General features: G+C 61.2%; 10 protein-coding genes. 4 read left to right on the forward strand and 6 right to left on the reverse strand.

What is annotated here, in order from left to right; translation table 11 throughout:
• The first annotated feature begins 83 nt into the window (after positions 1–83).
• The 4 genes from R3F07_13030 to thrH all read left to right on the forward strand — a co-directional run bounded on the left by R3F07_13030 (position 84) and on the right by thrH (position 4,962).
• The gene (locus R3F07_13030) at positions 84–497 is read left to right on the forward strand and encodes an RNA-binding protein (GenBank protein ID MEZ5277299.1); all 414 of its coding nucleotides are present in this window, start codon (positions 84–86) and stop codon (positions 495–497) included.
• A gap of 200 nt (positions 498–697) precedes the next feature.
• On the forward strand, positions 698–3,271 hold the full coding sequence (locus R3F07_13035; GenBank protein MEZ5277300.1) for a DUF3516 domain-containing protein: 2,574 nt from the start codon (positions 698–700) through the stop codon (positions 3,269–3,271).
• A gap of 121 nt (positions 3,272–3,392) precedes the next feature.
• Positions 3,393–4,199 carry a nitroreductase family protein gene (locus R3F07_13040; protein ID MEZ5277301.1) on the forward strand — a complete coding sequence of 269 codons (807 nt, stop codon included), beginning with the start codon at positions 3,393–3,395 and terminating at the stop codon, positions 4,197–4,199.
• 151 nt (positions 4,200–4,350) lie between these two features.
• Positions 4,351–4,962 (forward strand): bifunctional phosphoserine phosphatase/homoserine phosphotransferase ThrH, encoded by a 612-nt coding sequence (gene thrH / locus R3F07_13045; protein ID MEZ5277302.1) that lies wholly within the window; start codon positions 4,351–4,353, stop codon positions 4,960–4,962.
• A 121-nt stretch (positions 4,963–5,083) separates the two neighbouring features.
• Here thrH and R3F07_13050 read toward each other — a convergent pair whose 3' ends face one another.
• The 6 genes from R3F07_13050 to R3F07_13075 form a co-directional block, all read right to left on the reverse strand.
• On the reverse strand, positions 5,084–7,402 hold the full coding sequence (locus R3F07_13050) for a VCBS repeat-containing protein (GenBank protein ID MEZ5277303.1): 2,319 nt from the start codon (positions 7,400–7,402) through the stop codon (positions 5,084–5,086).
• Positions 7,403–7,409: 7 nt separating this feature from the next.
• Positions 7,410–9,227, reverse strand: a complete 1,818-nt coding sequence (locus R3F07_13055; protein ID MEZ5277304.1) for a DUF3352 domain-containing protein — start codon at positions 9,225–9,227, stop codon at positions 7,410–7,412.
• A 56-nt stretch (positions 9,228–9,283) separates the two neighbouring features.
• Positions 9,284–10,231: a trypsin-like peptidase domain-containing protein gene (locus tag R3F07_13060; GenBank protein ID MEZ5277305.1), complete on the reverse strand. Its 948-nt coding sequence runs from the start codon at positions 10,229–10,231 to the stop codon at positions 9,284–9,286.
• A gap of 97 nt (positions 10,232–10,328) precedes the next feature.
• The gene (locus tag R3F07_13065; GenBank protein ID MEZ5277306.1) at positions 10,329–11,228 is read right to left on the reverse strand and encodes an aldo/keto reductase; all 900 of its coding nucleotides are present in this window, start codon (positions 11,226–11,228) and stop codon (positions 10,329–10,331) included.
• A 69-nt stretch (positions 11,229–11,297) separates the two neighbouring features.
• Positions 11,298–11,993, reverse strand: a complete 696-nt coding sequence (locus R3F07_13070; protein MEZ5277307.1) for an energy transducer TonB — start codon at positions 11,991–11,993, stop codon at positions 11,298–11,300.
• Positions 11,994–12,169: 176 nt separating this feature from the next.
• Positions 12,170–19,105 carry a hypothetical protein gene (locus R3F07_13075; protein MEZ5277308.1) on the reverse strand — a complete coding sequence of 2,312 codons (6,936 nt, stop codon included), beginning with the start codon at positions 19,103–19,105 and terminating at the stop codon, positions 12,170–12,172.
• Positions 19,106–19,225: the final 120 nt, after the last annotated feature.

Consider the following 19,225-nt stretch of genomic DNA (forward strand, 5'->3'; position numbering starts at 1 on the left):
ACCCGCGGAAGTGCAGTGGCAATTTGAAATCCGACGGTCGGAAACAAGCTACACAAGAGCTCCGTAATTCGCAAAACTCAGTAATGTCTACGAAACTCTACGTTGGAAATCTTTCCTTCGATTCGACCGAACAGGATCTTCAGGATCTTTTTGCAGAAGCTGGTGCCGTCACCGATGTTGTCATCATTCAGGACAAGTTCACTGGCCGCTCGCGCGGCTTTGGCTTTGTCACCATGAGCAGCGCCGAAGAGGCCCAGAAAGCCGTGACCATGCTTCACGGTAAGAATGTTGGTGGCCGTGACCTGACCGTCAATGAAGCCCGTCCGCGCGAAGAACGCAGCGGTGGTGGTGGTGGCGGATACGGTGGCGGTGGTGGCGGCGGCCGTGGCTTCGGTGGTGGCGGTGGCGGCGGCCGTGGTGGCCGTGGCGGCCGCGGCGGCGACCGTGGCGATCGTCGCGGTGGCGGCGGCGGCGGCGGCGGCGGTGACCGCTGGTAGTCCAACCCATCCAGCTGATTCAGCTCTCAAGCGCCCGACCTTTCCGGTCGGGCGCTTTTTTTGTCCTGAAGGGGTCATTGCTTGACTCTTGACAAAAGCAGAATCGCTTTTGTCAAGAGTCAAGCAATGACCCCTTCTGCGTCCCCTGCTGCGTCGACCCTGAGCTTGTCAGTGGGGGCCACATGCGCCCTGCTATCTGCGTGACTTTCCACTCGCGATCCGACGCCCCTCTGGGGCCGCTCCCGGACCAGCCCCCACCCGATCTCGTCCTTGATCGCTTCATTGCCGTCATGGCGGAGCGGGGACTCGCCCTCTATCCCGAACAGGAGGAGGCGATTCTCGAGTTGTTTGCGGACCGCAATGTCATTCTCAATACACCGACCGGATCCGGAAAGTCCCTCGTCGCGGCCGCCTTCCATTTCAAGATGCTCTGCGCCGGTGAGCGCTCGATCTACACCTGTCCGATCAAGGCCCTGGTCAATGAGAAATTCCTCGCTCTCTGCCGCGACTTCGGTCCGGAGAATGTCGGCATGATGACTGGCGACGCCAGCGTCAATCCATCCGCGCCGATTCTCTGCTGCACCGCCGAGATCCTCGCCAATCTGGCCCTGGCCGGCGGAGACCGGGGCGATATCCGTGCCGTCATCATGGATGAATTTCACTATTATTCGGATCCGGAACGCGGGGTGGCCTGGCAGGTTCCGCTTCTCACCATGCCCCGCTCGCAGTTTCTTCTCATGTCGGCCACCCTGGGCTCGACAGCGGCAATCGAGAAGGACCTCGAACGTGTCACCGGCCGCACCACCCTGACCGTTCGAAGCGACCGCCGGCCGGTTCCGCTCGCCTTCGAGTATTCGGATACTCCCCTGACCGAAAGGGTCGCCGCCCTCGTCACGGAGGGCCGGGCCCCGGTCTATCTCGTCTTCTTCACCCAGCGCGCCGCCGCCGAGGCCGCCCAGAGCCTGATGAGCCTCAACGTCTCCTCCCGCGAGGAAAAGGCGGCCCTGGCCACCGCTCTTGAAGAGGTCCGTTTTACCAGTCCCTATGGAAAGGATATGCGCCGCTGGCTGCGCAGCGGAATCGGAGTCCACCATGCCGGGCTTCTCCCGCGTTACCGCATACTGGTCGAGCAATTGGCCCAGAAAGGTCTGCTTAAGTTGATCTGCGGAACGGATACCCTCGGGGTCGGCATCAACGTGCCCATCCGGACCGTTCTCTTCACCCAACTCTGGAAGTACGACGGGCGAAAGGCCGCCGTCCTGACCGTCCGCGATTTCCGACAGGTCGCCGGACGGGCCGGCCGGAAGGGTTTCGACGATCAGGGTTATGTCGTGGTCCAGGCGCCCGAGCATGTCATCGAGAACAAACGGGCCGAGGAAAAGGCGGCCAACGATCCGAAGAAGAAACGCAAACTGGTCAAGCGCCGCCCGCCCGACGGCAGCGTCAGCTGGGATTCCAAGACCCTTGAAAAGTTGCAGACAGCCGAGCCGGAAGGTCTCAATTCGCAGTTCTCCGTTTCTCACGGCATGCTCCTGCAGGTCCTCAGCCGGGAAGGTGACGGTTGTCGCGTCATGCGCGACCTGATCGCGGACTCCCACGAATCGGACATCTCGAAAAAGCGCCTTCGAACCCGGGCCTGGCAGCTCTTCCGCGCCCTTCTCGATCGGGAGATCGTGGCATGGATTCCGCCGGAACCGTCCGGCCGCAAGTTGCGGGTCAATGTCGACCTCCAGACCGATTTCTCCCTGCACCAGGCCCTGTCCCTCTTTCTGATCGATGTCATCGGGGAATTGGACCGGGAAAGCACCACCTACGCCCTCGATGTCCTCACGCTCTGCGAATCGATTGTCGAGGACCCCGAACCGATTCTCCGGCGCCAGGTGGACAAGCTGAAGACGGCCAAGCTCGAGGATATGAAGGTCGAGGGGATCGAATACGAGGAGCGGATGAGCCGCCTCGACCAGATCGAGCATCCCAAGCCAATGCGGGATCTGCTTTACGGCTTCTTCAACGCCTTTGCGGAAGCCCATCCCTGGGTCGGAGAAGACACCATCCGTCCGAAATCCATCGCCCGCGAGATGCTTGAGCGCGGCCAGTCCTTTGCCGAGTATGTCCGCGAATACGGCCTCCAGCGGATCGAGGGCCTGCTCCTGCGTCACCTTTCCCAGGTCTGGAAGGTGCTGGCCCAGACCGTTCCCGATAACGCCAAGACTGAACCGGTCGTCGAGATGGAGCTCACCCTGAAGGAGCTGATCCGCGGCATCGACTCGAGCCTGCTCGAGGAATGGGAGCGCCTGTTGCATCCCGAAGCCGTCCTTCCGGATCCACTGGAGTCGCCTCCGGTCCTCAAAGCGATGGATGTGACCGCGGATCCCGAAGCGTTCCGGCGCCTGGTCCGGGTGACCGTCTTCGGTTTCCTCCAGCAGGTGGCAACCGGCGATTGGGACAGCGCACTCGCGCTCCTGGAGACCGGCCAGGCCATTGGTGATGCGGAACCGGATACACTCTCGTCCGCCGGGCGCGATCTCAGGAGCGCCTTCGAGGCATTCTTTGAAGCTCGCCGGCGATTCGTGCTCGACGTTGAAGGTCGATCGAAGAAGCACTCCCATTGGATCGAGCAGGACGAACCCGGCCGACTCGGCCTGGCCCAGGTTCTCATCGATCCGGAGGCCAAAAATGACTGGGAAGTTCGGTTCACCGCCAACCTGCCTGAATCCCGCCAGGCCGGCCGGGCCATCGTCCGTTTTGTATCGGTCGGCCCGGTCGGTGGGTGAGGAAAATGCCCCCCGCCCGCCTGCCCCATCGTATTCGTCGAAAACGTGGGGATGACCGGATCCCTTCTTGAGCCGGAACGTGGTCTGAGGTTGGCTGGGCTCCTCTAAAACCCGATTGACCATGACAGACCCGGAAACCCCACCCTCCGCCTTCACCGAGTTGAAGCACCTCCTCCACCGCCGGCGTTCGATCCGAGCCTACAAGCCCGATCCCGTGGAGGATGCACTCGTGCAGGAAATCCTCGAGATGGGCATCCATACCTCGAGTTCGGGAAACATGCAGACCTACTCGATCATCGTGACCCGGGATCGCGCGATCCGCCAGGCCCTCTACGAACCGCATATGAACCAGAACATGGTTCTGGACGCTCCGGTCCTCCTGACCTTCTGCGCCGATTTTCACCGCATGCGCCGATGGGCGCTCCTCAGCGGTGCCGCCGACAGTTTTGACGACATGATGGGTTTCATGGTGGCCGCCATCGACGCGACCCTCGTCTCCCAATCCGTGGCCTTGGCGGCGGAGGCCCGGGGCCTGGGCATCTGCTATATGGGAAGCACCATCGCCAACTGCGACCGGATCGGGAAAATCCTGAAGCTTCCGAAGAACGTAGTCCCGGTCGTGGGTTTCTCACTCGGCTATCCGGCTGAGGACCCGGCCCCGCGCGATCGCCTTCCCTTGGACGGTTTGGTGCATCGGGATACCTACCGCGACTATTCGGACCAGGAAATACTCGATATTTACCGGGAACGCGAAACCAACGGGTGGAAGCGTTACATGGGATTCGAGAAGCTCCGGAAGATGATCGAGGAATCGGGAGTGACCAATCTGGCGCAGGTCTACACTCAGCTGAAGTACACAAAGAAGGAACACGCTGTCTTCTCGAAGCAGATCCTGGATTACCTGAGAGCGCAGGACTTCATGAACTGAACGGCCTCTTCCCGCACCTTCCTTCAATCGTGGGGATGCGCCGAGGTGCGCCCCACAAAAAAGCCTTCCCTGCCGGAAACGCTCAACGCGTTCAAAAATCTTCGCTTCCGGGCACCATCATCCTTGCCTCCCCCCCCGGATTGCCGATCACATGCTATCCGTGAAGCAGAGCATCGTCACCCTGGACATGGAGGGCGTCCTTACGCCGGAAATCTGGATCGCCGTCGCCGAACGCACCGGGATCGACGCCCTGCGACTGACGACCCGCGATGAGCCCGATTACGACAAACTGATGCGGCATCGGCTCAAACACCTCGCCGCCCATCAGATCACCCTCTCGCGAATCCAGGAAGTGATCGGCGGACTGGCTCCACTGGCCGGAGCGGTCGATTTTCTCGATTTCCTGCGCAGGGACACCCAGGTCATCATCCTCTCCGACACCTTCGAACAGTTCGCCCAACCCCTGATGCGGCAGCTCAATTGGCCCACCCTCTTCTGCCATCGCCTCATCGTCGAAGCAGATCGAATCACCGGTTACCAGCTGCGCATGCCCGATCAGAAGCGGCACTCCGTCCTCGCGCTGAAGCAGATCCATTTCAACGTCATCGCCGCAGGTGATTCCTTCAACGACACCACCATGCTGGCTGCCGCCGATCACGGTTTTCTCTTCAAGTCCCCGGACAATGTGGCCAAGGCGTTCCCCCAGTTTCCGGCCCTGGAAAAATACGAAGACCTGCTGAGCCGGATCCGGGCGTTGCTCTGAACCGGGTGTTTCGGGAGGGCGTGGCACCTGTCCCGGACGGCCAGATGACTTCGGGAAGCCCGGTCCCTGAAGAGTCTTCCACGTTTCCGTGCCTCTGTCAGAACCTCTCCCCTCGAAGCCTTCACTCCCCCTCGTTCGGGTAAAGAAGGACCCGGTCGTGGACCAGAAGCACCAGGTCTTTGCGGCCATCTCCAGTCAGATCGACCACGAGGGTTTCACGCGGCTCTCCCGATTGGCTGCCCCGGGCCTTGACATTGGGGTCACTCTCAAAAACCAGAAAATGAAGGGAACTCTCTACCCTGGACTCCACCCGGGTCAAAATCTCGATCAGATTGCGACGGGGATCAATCGCGACATAGTCATCGATCCCGTCGTTGTTCAGATCGCCGATCGCCACATCCCCATAACGCACATTTTCGATATCCGTTTCATAGGAAAAAACAACCTCTGCCCGCCGGCCGGGAACTCCCATCGGCAGGAGCCAGAAACGGTCCTTGCCGAGAAAAAAGAGATCCTCCCGTCCATCCCCGTCAAAATCCAGCTGGTGCCCCGCCACCAGGCTGATTGAGCCGACCGGCACAGCATCTGCATAGACGTAAACCCCGCGCTCATTTCGGCGGAGGACTTCGATTTCCCGATTACGCTGGTCAAAGAGGAGGATCTCGCGCTCGTTGTCTCCATCCAGATCGACCGCAAAGGCGGCCGATATCTCGGTTGTCGCCTCCCGGGCGTTGAACTGGTCAACCACCTGCAGAGCTCCCTCGTCGTCCACCTCGATGGCCCGTGCGAATCCCGGTCCGGATACCAGGATTGTTGACGACCCCAGACCATTGGTCCGGGCCATGGTCAGGGCGGAGGGATCGAGCTTGTCCACCAGGCCGCTGCGATAGCCCGGTCCGCGTGAGATGTCCACGAAAGTCCCGTCCTCCTGCTGGAGGAGGATTCGCAGCGCTTCGAACGGCACAAATACCGCCAGATCGTCGCGCCCATCGTGATTGGCATCGAGGAACCGGACGCATTTGGGATCGGTCCGAAGATTCTCCAACTCCAACGATTGCGTCGTGACCAGTGCGGCCCCGGACTTTTCCATGAACTGAATGCTCCGCTTCCCGCCGCTCTCGACCGCCACCGCGAGAAGAGGTCCGGATCCTTTGAGGCCGGGGCTGCCCGAGACCGCCAGCGGTTTGCCTTCGATTTCCACCGGCCGTGGAAAATGCAGGCGTCCCTCGTCCCCGAGAACCGTCGCCCCAAGAATGCGTTCCTTCGGACTGGCCAGGTAGATTTCAGCACGGTCCATGCCCTCCCAGGTCACCGCGGCAATCGACCGGCCGTCGGTCAGGGAGGGAAAACGCTGAGCCTCTCCCAATTGGCCGACTTCATCCTGGAAATAGCAGATTACCTGGGCCCCATCCGGGTCGGTCAGCGCCAGGTCCAGTCTCCCATCCCCATCGATGTCTCCAAAAGCGTAGTCCGGCGGATTGCGGGATCCGACTCCGGTCGAGTAAACCCGGGGGTTGATCGCGTCAACTCCACCGGCCACGGCCGGATCCTCCACCAGGGAAACGACCGTCAGGAGGGCTGTCCGACTCCGGATATGAGCCAACCCCGGCGGATTTCCCTCTCCAAAGTTGATCAGCTCCATTGATGTCATCGAATTCTCGATACGGTAGGGATTTTCCGGACCGAGACGCCCGGTCACGCCCTGGAAGCGGACCCGCAGCGAATCGCGGCTGTCCGATGCCAGATAGAGAACATCCTTGCGTCCGTCCTGATCGAGATCGGCGAGCCGAAGCGAGTGGTTGCTCCCGTCCGAGAAAGCGTATCGTTCGGGCGCTTCCAGTTTCCCGTCCCCATCCTGCCGGAGAACCACGAGGTCCTTGTCCAGGATGACAATGAGGTCGGCACGGTCATCGCCGTCGAGATCCTCGATCAGCAGGCAGGTGATATAGGGCGAGGGCGCACCGATATCGATGACCTGACTCTCTTCCCAGCCGCCGTCTTCGGATTGAAGTCGAATGGTCAGGGAATCGGGAATCCCCGTATAGGCCAGATCGGTCCGGCCATCTCCGTTGAGATCACCCGCGGCCAGGTCAAAAACCGTAATCCCGACAGTCAGGGGAAGCTTGTCAAATCGGGAATCCTCCAGCACCGGTTCCCATCGGTTGGTCTGCACGCGACGATTTGCCGGCGGAGTCCCCCGCGCGGGGTCCCGCTGAATGAGCATCTCGATCCGGGCCCGGTCATTGTTGATCAGTGCGAGATCCATCCGGCCGTCCTGGTTGAAGTCGGCCGGAACCAGTCGACGGGTGTTCCAGTCGAGTTTGATGATCTCCGGGCCGCCGAGAACCGGCGGCGATCCTTCATTCCCGGACAGCGGAGAGTGGACGGTCAGAGCGGCCACCAACGCCAGGGAGCAGCCCCATCGGAGAAACGCACGCATCAAGTGATTATTCCTCTTCGGGATCTCCATGAATGAGGTAGCCGACGCTCCGGACACCATCCGGATCGAAGTAGATTGCCGACGACATCGGCCCCCAATGACGGGACATGATTTCGGCCGAAGGCCTGGCACTCGGATCGAATAGAGGCTCCGCTTCTCCTTCTTCATCGGATCGGTTGAAACGACCGGCGGCCTGGATCAGTATATTGACCACCGCGACGATCATCTGCTTTGTGTCCTGATACGCGATGACGCTCTCGCCCGAAGGCAACCGGGAGAGTGCCTCCACCACCTTGGGACTTGACCAGATCGGATTCGAAGCCCCGCCCAATCCCTGGATGGCCGTCTCCACCATGGACGAATTTCCGACGCCAAAGAAGATGGCGCGGCTGGTGATGGCATAGGAGAAACCACTCGGCCGGGGCATATCGGGGAGGCTCGGGGGAACCAGGGAATAGATGGTCTCGCCGAGATACTCCCGACTGGTGATCGCCTCGCTCAATCCGGGTGCCATGGCCATGACCGCATCGATCATTCGCCGGGCGGTGTCGGCGTCATGGATCGAAACGGAGAAAAATTGGTTGGTCGGGGACGGGCTGGCACCCTCTGCTCCCGGCTCGATCAAAGTCTCCGCCTGAACGATCTGGTCGCCGAAATTGCCGATGAGATCCCTCTCGATATCGATCCCGAGCGCCTGGTTGATCTCCGCCGACCGCATCTCCAGAAGCGCGGACAGGGCCGGGCTGAGATTCCGCAGAATGTCCTTTAGGCCCTGATACGCATCACTCAGGCTGAACCGGGCGGTCGAAACGCTGACCCACGTATCCGGAATATACTCGGGCCTGGGAGCGGGGGGCGCCCCGTAGGCCAGCAGTCGCATCAGATCGGGACGCTCGGTCCACTTGAGACCGGAGACCGCCCGGGTCGACGTCTCCCCCATCTCCAGGATCCCGTAGGCCCAGGTGAGGTGGTGCAGGCCGAATGCCTGAATCAGGCCCTCAGGCGTCAGCCCCAGGGCCGCGAGAGCAGAAGGCCCTGCCGAGTCGCGCTCCGCTTCCGCCCGGTTCAACCCGCTGACGATGGATGGAACGATGGCCTGGAAATTCAGCATAAGGGACACCTGGCCGTCGGGGCTCTCCTGACGAATCGCCTCAAAACCTGATGAAGCGGCAAGCGAATCAGTCGCCCCGCCACGCTTCAGGTTATCGATCACCTGCTGGACCGCAGCCTTGGCCGCTCCCAGGATGAGAACCCGGTCAACCAGGGACCAGGTGACTGACGGGGTCGGTCCATCATCTTCATCGGAGAGCGATTCGACGATGCGCAGGGTTTCACCCTGAAATTCTTCCTCCCGGACCTGCTCGTCTTCATCGAGCAACCGTGCGAGAAGGGACTCCATTTTCGAGGTATCCTCCCCCAGCTCGGCGAGAACGACGATCGGCGCCTCAACGGCATCTTCATCGAGAAGCTGCTCGAGATCGAGCACTGCAAGAAGAACCTCGCCGGGAAGCAGATCGAGCAATTCAGAAAACGTCAGTCCGGTTTCCGAGCGGATCAGTTCGGTCAATCCACCGTCGTGCTCTTCCCGAAAACGCTCGATCGCCGGCGAAAAAAAGTCCTGCACCTCGGGCTCGGCCCAGGTCTGTGCCAACGGATTATGGGACCACTGCTCCCGCACCTCCGGGACACTGCGGACCCGCAGGATGACCGCGGTCTCCGCAGGAAGAACCCCGGTCAGATCAACCCGGCCTTCGCCGCGAGCCGGTGTTGAAAGGAGGACCGCGGCGAAGCCGGCGGCAATACTCAAAGCGCATGGAACATTCATGATAAAAGCAGTGGGTTGAACAAACCCCGAAGGGATCGTCATGATTTGAGAAAAGATTATCTCGCGTCGACTCCGTTGTCCGGTCGCGGTGGCTCGAGATAGCGAAAACCTGAGTTGGGATTCCGCTCGTCGAATGCAAAGGCGTCACGGTTTCGCAGAAAGGCTTTCAGGGTCGCCGATGGAATGGCAAAGCTGACGCCCTCGACTCCAACCATCATCGCCTTCATGTTGTTCACGCCCACCACCTCGCCCCGGAGATTGAAAAGAGGGCCTCCCGAATTGCCCGGATTGATTTGGGCAGTCGTCTGGGTGTAAAGGCGACCTCCCAATGAACGGTAGCGAAGACTGACGATTCCCTGTGAAACGGTACGCTCGAGACCCAAAGGGCTGCCGATGGCAAAGACGGTCTCGCCCCGCTCCAATTCGTCGGAATCCCCGATCGATACAGGGACAAAAGGGAATCCTCCCGAGGACTCGATCTTGAGCAGGGCAAGATCGATGGCGGGTTCAAAGGCGAGAATGCGGACATTATCGAAGGGCTTCTTTTCCAGGGAAGAACCCTTCTGCTCATAGACCGTCACGGTGATGGAGTATTCGCCCGCGATCACATGGGCATTGGTGACCACATAGCCCTCCGGATTGATGATGAAGCCGGAACCCAACCCCGTAGGAGTGCTTACCTGGACGACTGCGGAACCCAGTCGCGAAACGTTGGCCGCAACGCTGGAAAGGCGGTTTTCCCCACCGACGTGAAACAATTCATCACCAGTAACCGGCGCCGGCGTCCCGTCCTCCATCAACTCCGAAACATCGAGAACCTCCGCCATGGGAATGGACAGGACGGAATAGCCCAGATCGACCACGACCCGATCGGTGTTCCGGTCAATCAGATCGGCGGAAATCTCCGCCCCGCTGCGCAGGTGGACGGAGACGGGCTGGCCCGAAAGGACCGTCCCCAGCCCAATCAACCCGAGAAGCTGACCCGAGAAGCCAATGCACCGCATCCGCCTACACTTGCCGTCTCTCTCCCGGCGTCAAGAAAACCGCATTGGAATACGGCACGGTGAGCAAATCCCGCCTCGTTCTCCTGATGCAGTCGGACTACCGGCTCGAAAAGATCGGGGCCACTTCCCGAGCCGATTCGAGAAGGGCGGTTCTCTCGTCCGCCGACAGGGGCTCGAATGCCGCCGCCAGATCCGTGGCGAGGCGAAAGAGACGCTCCTCACCGGGCGGAAGAGCCGCCGTAATCGGTTCCGACAGGGTGAACCTCAGGGCCCGGGCCACCAGGTCGAGATCGTCGATCGGTCGATACCAGGTCTTCGGATAGACCCGTTCCTCCTCCTTCGCCCACGGCGTGTAGGCCAGCCCCTTGAGGGCGAGCCGGGCCACCCCCAATTCCCGGGCTTTCGCCACCACGGCCGGCCCGAAATCGCCCTGAGCGTAGCAGACGTAATTGATGGGGAAGAGAATCGAATCAAAGGGAAAACGGTCCAGCATGGCCAGCGCGGCTTCCTCGGAATGGGCGGAAAACCCCAGGTACCGCACCTTGCCGGATTCCCTCGCCGCCAGGTACGTCTCCATGGCGCCCCCCCTGGCAAAGATTTTCTCCACATCCTCCAGGGAGGTCACGGCGTGAAACTGATAGAGATCGAAGTGATCGGTCTTCAGCCTCTTCAGGGATTGCTCCAGCTCGAATCGGGCACCCTCGGCATCCCGTCGTCCCGTCTTGCAGGCGAGAAACGAGCGATCCCGAAAGGGTTGCAAGGCAATGCCCAGCTTGATCTCGGCCTCACCGGCATTGTAGCTGGGCGCCACATCAAAGTAATTGATCCCGCGATCAAAGGCCCGGGCCACCTCGTCATCGGCATCGCCCTGTTCCTGTCCGTTGACCACGATCCCGCCGAAACCCACAATGGACAGCTCGATCCCATCGCGATAGGCGCGTCGCGGGACGGGTCGGCTACGTCCCCTGGCCAAGAGGTTTTCTGCTTCGCTGGTCATGACCGATTGTCACCGAAAATCATGCGCTTCGTCGAGGGGATTTCCGCAATACCGGAAATCGTCCACGCCTCACCATTTGCGTGCGACCACCGCGAAGTTGAAAGGAATCTCCATCTGCACGCTGACTGTTTTCCCGTTCTTGATTCCGGGCTCAAATCGCCATTGGCGAAGAGCTCGAACGGCACTTTCAGCCAGTTTCACGTGGGGTGATGACTTGACATGGGCCAGGACCACGCGACCCCTGGGATCGCAGACAAAGGAGATGACGACTGATCCTTCAAACCCCGCTTCCTTGAGTTTGTAGGGATAAGCAGGGGCCACCTGGTATTTGACGCGGGGGATGCGGTCCACTTCATTCAGGTTGAAGATGACCTCGAGTTCATCGATCGATTCGACTTCAAAGTCCATCGAGAAGGCACCCGGATAGACACCGCCCGTTCCCGGATTCAGGGCCACTTCGATCTGGGACAGCGAGAGCCGGGCCAGCGTTTCCTGCAATTCGGGAGGTTCTTCCCGGTCCTCCTCTTCCGGAGGTGGTGGTTCCGCTTCCTCGATCATGGGCGGAGGCGGCAGCGACAATTCGGTGGTCATGACCTCCCGGACCGGATGCCAATACGCGGAAATCGATTCAAAGAAAGGAAGGGCAAGAAACAGCACGGTCGTCACGGCGATGCCCAGGATCCACGCGCCCACCCCACTGACTCGGGAAACCGCCTTGTGCCGGGCATCGCAATAGACCATTCTCGACTCGCTCTCAGGACGCATTCGATAAACGGATAACCAACCCCGTTCAGGCACCGGGATGGCACCTGACATCTCTTCGAACTGAAGGTCCCAGTATTTGCGATTCAACCCGGGAAACGCAAGCCGCAATCGGCAATCCGGAGGCAGGCACCCGAGGCCTGCCAATCGGATTGCCGCGGTGGCCCGATCGCGCAAAATCAGCCGATCCTTTTCTCTTTTCTTTCGGGAACCAGAACGAAGGCCAGGATGCCGATACCGATCAGGACGGCCGCGATTGCCAGGAATCCCGTGCGATCGGTCCGTTCGATATCCAGGCCCAGACTCAGAGGTGCGCTCCCATCGAACTGCAGACTGCGATTGAAGACAAGCACCCGACCACGTTCCGGCATGGTGACGTCGATCGCTACCGCTGTGGGCTCCGCCGCCAGCTGCTGTTCCACCAGTTTGGCCGCAATCCCGCGCAGCGCCGCATTCTCCTCCGCCGTATTGCCCATCAACAGTTGATCCACCTGGTTTGGGTCGAAATTGAGCCGACCCTGCATGAACGGATTGACCGTGGCAGCCTGCTCAAGCTGCTCGTTTCGTGCGGCATCCGTCCGATTGTCCAGATAGAGCTTCTGGCGTCGGGTATTTAGACCAAGCACCGCCTGCTGGGTCTTGAGAGCGCGCAGCTGGACACGGGCATCTTCATTCGAAGCCTCATCGAGTCCCTGCGCACTTGAAGCCCGCTGGAGGATTTCGCCGGCCTCCTGTTGACGGCCGCTCTGGAGCAGGCTGCTTGCCTGTTTCAGAAGCGCCACCCCTTCCTCCATCTCGGCAGACCGGGCTGAACTGGTGATGGCCTGGTACTTCTCCAGTCCATAACCACCCGTTTCATTGCCGCCCAGCAGGCGCAGCCCGCCTTCAAAATCATCCAGTTCGTAGCCGGGAGGAAGAACCACCCGCCAGGTCACGTTCTCAAGGGGAGAGCTCAGGCTCGGACCCGCCAACTCAATCCGCCCGGACTGAGGCTCGTTCAACGCATAGACAAAGTGGACAGTCGCACTCGAGTCGGATCCGGTCTTCGGGAAGACATGGAAGAGATGGGTGCCGTCGTTGAGAACCGGATCGGTCGAGGCACCGTTGACCGATACCGAAAAGAGTTGAGCGCCTTCCGGCAGCCTGAGCTCGAGAGTTCCTTTCTCCAGCACATCCAGTTGCAGATCCACCGCGGTCAAAAACGATCCGCCGACCGAAAACACCGTGGTCAATTGGGCCGCCGTCACCCGAAGTCTGAGCGCGTCCGCCACCTCGTGACGACTGGCTTGCAGGGTCACCCCTCCATCAGCCTCGGTCACCCGAAAAGCCAGGGCGGGAATGCTTCGATTCGTGCGGTCCTGAAGACCCGCCGGGATGGCCGCCCAATCTATCCGCTGCCACCCCTTGGGCAATCGACTCACCCCCAGTTCGAGCCGCCCACCCGCCCGCACCGCGACATAAAGTCCGCTCGTCCGCGAATCCGGAAATGCCGGAGTCATCACCTCGATACCTCCACCTCCGGTCGAACCGACCCCCTGGTACTCGACCTGCACATCGGTCTCACCGAAGATGCTCCGCTGAAACCGGATTTCCCAAAGGTCGGGAACCTCCGCGACCGCCACAAAATCCGCCACTGCTGATCCAGACATCCGCAGGGTACGCCGCTCGTCCGCACTCAAACCCGGCAGAATCAGGCGAACCTGCCTGACTGCGGCGTTCTCCACCTTGAACAGCAGACCGATCCGGGTCAGCGTCTGCCCTTCACGAACCGTGACATCCTGCAGGGCCTGCACCGTGACCCATGGGTCGAGGATCTCGATACCGATGCCGAGAAACCAATTCTTCTGAAGAAGCCGAAAGCCCAACGTTCCCGGCTGGAATCCGCCGATCGACCTGGGATCGAGAGGAGTGGCATCGCTGCGATCCACCGCACGAAGCCGGATACCCTTGCCGGGAACAATGAGGATTTCACCCGTCTGTCGGGTGGCTTCGCGAACAACCAGCCGGGGAACAGACCACGAAGCCTGGGCTGACGGAGCGGGACCGGAGAGCGAGAACGCAAAGGAATGCTCGCCGAGCGTCCTTCCGCGCAAATGCAGGGTCACTATCCGATGTCCAGCCTCTTCACTCTCCGTCCATTGGTGGAGAGCGGAACCGCTCAGGCTTTCCACTTCGAGCCCCTCCGGCAGTTCGAAACTCAGCCGGAAAAGGCCGACCCGTGCGATGTTCAGGTCGAGGGTCCCTGCCAGGACCATCCGATCATCGTCGATGGACAGGACCTGACGCCCGCCGATCCGCACTTCCGGCTCCACCGCCGCCGCGGTGAACTCGACCCGTCCGTCTTCATTCCCATAGCGCCAGACTCTCTGAATGGCGGCTGGCGGTCCTCCCTCAGGGTTCACGGGAACCGCCACCAGCTTGAAATCGTCGATGCTGATCGATGACAGACCCGTCGTCCGGACGTCTTCCGCCCGGGCGTCGTCACCGAAAGCAAGTGCGACCATGCCGACCTCACCTGCGGTGTCCTCAACCCGCAGCGGAACCAGGGACAGGTCAGCCGGAAGGGCCGGAGTCGCCATCTGGGCCTCGATGGAGAAGGCGAACGGATCCGCCTGCCGCGGTTCAATCGAGACCCGGAGAAGACGGCCGACCGGGTCGAAACTCCAGGCTCCGATGGGTCCATCCATGACATCACCCACGGTGAATCCCTCCGGGATTTTCACCCGGATTTCCGCTACACGCCCCTGGGATGGACGGATCAGGATGCGCGAACGCAGATCGACGGACCCGGGTCCCGGCAGGAACAGGTGGGCCGACTCGGCGAAGATGACTGCAGGGACATTGTCCTCATCCCGCTGTTTCGACCGGAGGCGGATCTCGGCATCCGCGCCTGGAGACAGAATCAGGACAGCCACGCTGTGATCCGGCGCGGCGGCCGCCTCCGTCGTCGCCACGACCGCCGAGGGCGAACTCATCTCCCATCCTCCCTCGTCGAGATCGACCCGGATTCTCTGCACGGCAGCCAGACCGGTCGGCACGACGAAACGGCCGGCTTTCACATCAACCGCCATCTCATAGCTCAGACGGGCGGTCCATTGGCCCGCTTTTTCCAAGGCGACACGGTAGCTGATCATGCCTTCATCCTCGGTCTTCAAAACCCGAAGTCCGTCTCCGGAAAACGAACTCAGGACCGCCGGCGACCGCAGGAGGACAAAGCTGTCGCCAACCACTCCCCTCGCCGTAATCGTGGCCTCGGCCCGCAAGCGTCCATCGACAATCCACCAATCCTGGTCGATCCGTTCGAGCGTGGCTCCCGCCCTCAATTCTGCAGGCGGGATCGCCGGCCTTTCCCGTGCGTCGAGATCCACCGGACCGAAGGCCGACCAGCCCATCCATCCCAAAACCAGGCTGGTGACAACAGTTGAGGGCATTGAACCCGGTCCTGAAGATGTACCCCTGCCTCGGTTTCGCAGCCATCCGACCAATCGCCCCAGCGCGATCAGCGCCAGGATGAGTGCGATCAGTCCGAAGAAAAGAACCGCACCCGATCCCTGCAGAAGCAGCCCGGTCGAACCGAGCACCCCGCCAAGGGCAATCACCAGTCGTGACCGACCCGCCCGCCTGAAGGCGTAGAGGATCACGACGGCGCCGGCAGCGATCAGGGCGATTCCGGGCCGGGAATAGACCATCTGCCCGGCTTCGACATTGGCCACGTGAATGGTCATCGGCTGACCCGGCGGAAGCACTGACGAGGTGTAGCTCAATACCGACGCCGCTCTGCCGCCAGTCAGTCCGGCTTCAGCCATGAGAATCAGTGCGGCAAAGCAGGCCAGACCGAGAACCAGGGTCCCGACCGGAACCCGCCAGCCGGATCGGGCCCGAAGAAGCAGACCACCGGACAAGGCGAGAGCAAACAGCAGCCCCACCCTGGTGGCCGCCCGGCCGGACATCCACCTGATCCCCCCTATCATCGGATTGGCACCGTTAAGGTCGGCATTTCCACCCAATGGAAGCAGGATGCGGTCCGGATCACCGCGAAGCGTCCATTCAACGATGACGGTGGATGCGAACAACTGCGGGGCGGTCAGCCGGACATCCGATCCGTCACCGCCTTGCTGTTCCTGACCGAACCGCATGGACACCTCAACCGAATCGTTCGGATTCAACCGTGCCGGCAGGGGAACGAGAATCTGCGCAGCGTCCGAACGCGCATTGACAATGGCTCCGTCCACCCGGGTTTCCCAAAGTTGCATGTCCTCCGGCATGAGGAGACGCAATGCCTTGCGTCCGCGTGTCTTTACAAAAAAACGCCCCTCGGTGACCACCTGACCGTCACGTGATATGACGCTCACAAAATCCGCGAAATCCACCACCTGTTCCACCGTCTCGGCCTGCGGATACCACTCCAGGTCAAGTTCCAGCTCAAACGGCCGGGCCGTGTACTGAAAGACGGCCAGGGACGGCGCATTGGTCAGCAAGCGGTATTCGGCCGGAAGCTCGAGAGGTTCTAGTTTGAGCAGTCCGCCTTCCATCCGTCGGACCTCGTCCTTCACCTGATGCGGACTGACCACCTGCACATAGCCCCTTTCCCCCTGAACACCGACCGGGCGGACCACACCGGGACTGAGACGGCCACCGAGCGCGCTCATCGATTCCTCGAACGTGAGAAGGAGCGTGGCCGCACCGAGAACCGGCTGATGGAGAGTCACGATGATCTCGTCGCCGTTCCGCCGCCAATCGCGGCGGACGTTCTGTCCGACAACATCGAGATTCCCCACTGTCCGGGGGACCGCGATCCGCCATTCCGACGCCGGTGCGCCGACCACGAAGTAGTTGATGAGGATACTGGCGTAGGCGACTCCATCCTTGATTGTATAGAGGTGAAAAACGTCCGCCTCGACGCTTTGTGCCATGGCTTCGATTCCGACCACTGCCGACCAGGCAGCGTCCCGGATCCGCCAAGCCTGCTGAAGTGCGGCGGATTGTCTCGGAAACTGGCTCAACGGGATTTCGACAAGATGGTCGGTCGACCCTGGATTCAAGCGGTATCCAGGCGTCGCCAACACGCCAATATGCCCGCGGACGGATTTGGCGTCGAAGAAACGGAGCGGCAAAAGAGTCCAGGCTTCCGCTGCGGCCGGAAGATTGCGCTCAAGACGCAATCGGACAAGCTGGCGGCCCTCCACCGCCGTGTGAAAGAGAACCTTCAACCGGCGGTAGCCGTCACTGACCACTGTCTCCAGTCCATAGTCTTCCACCGGTCCACCCATGACCGAAACAACGGCGTAGTCGGCCGGTATGCCCACCGACCATTCCCGCAGGGGCGCTTCCCGGATATCGAGCTCGAGATCCGCCAGGATGATCCGGTCGGTTTCCCCGATCTCATAGGTCACCACCTGGGACACACCGACTTCGGGCTGGATCTGTTCAGCGGCCATTCTGTATTCATAATCAGCCGACGGGAATCGATAGGCAAAGACCTGGCGCAAGCCTTTCTCCGGCTCACCACCGGCAAACTGTCCGGGGGCCAGCTGAAGCAACCCTCGCGATTCACTAACTTCAATCCGCACGGACCCGCTGTTGGCCAGGCGGATCATCCCGGAATGCCGGATGGTTCCTGCGGGCACCAGCCGCAGGCCTTCGACCTGGACCGGGAAGGCACCCAACGCCTCCTGGCTGCCGATGACCAGTTCACTTCTGCCCGCGATCGGTCGACTGAACTGGATTTCCAGGCGACGGCCATAGTCCGCTTCGACCACCTTCCATCCGAGTATGTCCTTACCCCCGACCGAAAGAATCTCCCCTCCGCCCCGCAACTCCAGCGACACCCGGGCCAACTCGCCCTGGAGAATGCGGATTTCAAAGCTCGATGATTGACGCAAAAGCCCCGGTCCGATTCGAACATCGGTCAGTTCGGTGCTGGAGAAAAAGAGCGCCTCTTTCTCCGCCCGGCGGCTCTCCTTCCAGGCGAGAGTGGCTTGCCCACCGGCCGGCAGATAACCCCGCCATTCTCTGTCCGCCGCCGCCGGCACGACTGAGCGATTCGGATCGAACTCGATTTCGCCCTTCAATCCGCGCAACTCCAACGGAACCACCGCCGCCGCCGGCATCCAGAGTCCGATCTTCCGCCAGTCTCCTTCTTCCTTCACGCCGACCGCAAACGCGAGATCAATGGGGAATTCACCCTCACGGTCCACGACCAGTTCATAGAAAAGTCCTGCGTCGCCTTGCCGCAGTTCGACCCGCCAGTCCCGACCGGCCGGAATCTCGGTCAGGCCGACTCCGCCTCCCAGAATGGGCAGGCGGGCCCCTCCAACCTTGCGGACCACAAACTGGCCCCGGAGCCGGAAACCGACACTGTGCCCGTCCGCAGCCACCGTGCCGGTCAATCCCGCACCCTGGAGCTCAGCCTCCGCGGGAATGCCGCCCCGAAGAGCCAGTTGCAGATGCAAAGCCGCCTCGCCCGAACCTGCCAATTGGATACTCCGGTCCCTGAGTTCTGTGCGGGTGACAGGCAGAAGACCGCTCAGCGAGGATACCCGGATATCGAGTCCATCGTCGGGGTTGACCCGGATGGTCGAAGCAAAGCCGATCGCCTCGCCCGGGGTGATCAGCAGAATCGCGGCCAATCCCGGGACCGCCGGTTCCCGTATTAGTGTATGGACGACAAGATTCAGAGGAGGCTGTGCTTCCCCTTCCGGCACCGGCACCGGGTGAAGATCCAGAAAACGGCGGCCATCGGTGAGTTCCCGGACAGCCCAGCTGAGAAGCCCGCCGCCCGAGACCGAGAACACCTCGCCGTCGCCGGAAAGGCCGAGGGACATGACTTCCGGCCTTCCCTGCACAACCTTGAGACGCACATCAATCTCACCGGCAATGGCATCGAGACCGATGGAGATCCGATGATCACACACTGCGGAAAAGAAAACCGGCACTTCCGGCCTGGCGTCCTCGACCTTGATGACCAGGCGGTTGCCGCCGCTCTCAGGAACCGCTGTCAGACGCCCTCCCTGCAGGGGAGCCCCGTTGAGTGATCCGGCCAGAAAAGCTGCCAGCGCCAGATGCGCCATCACCCCGAAGGTCGGCCTGAGTCGGGTCTTGGTTTGGTTTTTCATATCATTTCCTGTCTTAAGGTTTCTGTTTCATCTTCCAGGGGTGGGCCTTGATCCCCGTCGGAGCGGGCGGAGACCGCAGCCCGGGATCCGGACCGGAACTTTGCAGGAATCCACACCTTT

The sequence above is a fragment of the Opitutaceae bacterium genome, from assembly GCA_041395105.1.
GTDB lineage: Bacteria > Verrucomicrobiota > Verrucomicrobiia > Opitutales > Opitutaceae > B12-G4.

Bases quoted from the DNA above. Each gene is read 5' to 3' on its own strand.
- R3F07_13050 (MEZ5277303.1), bottom strand. From the start codon at position 7,402: ATGCGTGCGTTTCTCCGATGGGGCTGCTCCCTGGCGTTGGTGGCCGCT.
- R3F07_13070 (MEZ5277307.1), bottom strand. From the start codon at position 11,993: ATGCGTCCTGAGAGCGAGTCGAGAATGGTCTATTGCGATGCCCGGCAC.
- R3F07_13055 (MEZ5277304.1), bottom strand. From the start codon at position 9,227: ATGAATGTTCCATGCGCTTTGAGTATTGCCGCCGGCTTCGCCGCGGTC.
- R3F07_13030 (MEZ5277299.1), top strand. From the start codon at position 84: ATGTCTACGAAACTCTACGTTGGAAATCTTTCCTTCGATTCGACCGAA.
- R3F07_13065 (MEZ5277306.1), bottom strand. From the start codon at position 11,228: ATGACCAGCGAAGCAGAAAACCTCTTGGCCAGGGGACGTAGCCGACCC.
- R3F07_13040 (MEZ5277301.1), top strand. From the start codon at position 3,393: ATGACAGACCCGGAAACCCCACCCTCCGCCTTCACCGAGTTGAAGCAC.
- thrH (MEZ5277302.1), top strand. From the start codon at position 4,351: ATGCTATCCGTGAAGCAGAGCATCGTCACCCTGGACATGGAGGGCGTC.
- R3F07_13060 (MEZ5277305.1), bottom strand. From the start codon at position 10,231: ATGCGGTGCATTGGCTTCTCGGGTCAGCTTCTCGGGTTGATTGGGCTG.
- R3F07_13075 (MEZ5277308.1), bottom strand. From the start codon at position 19,105: ATGAAAAACCAAACCAAGACCCGACTCAGGCCGACCTTCGGGGTGATG.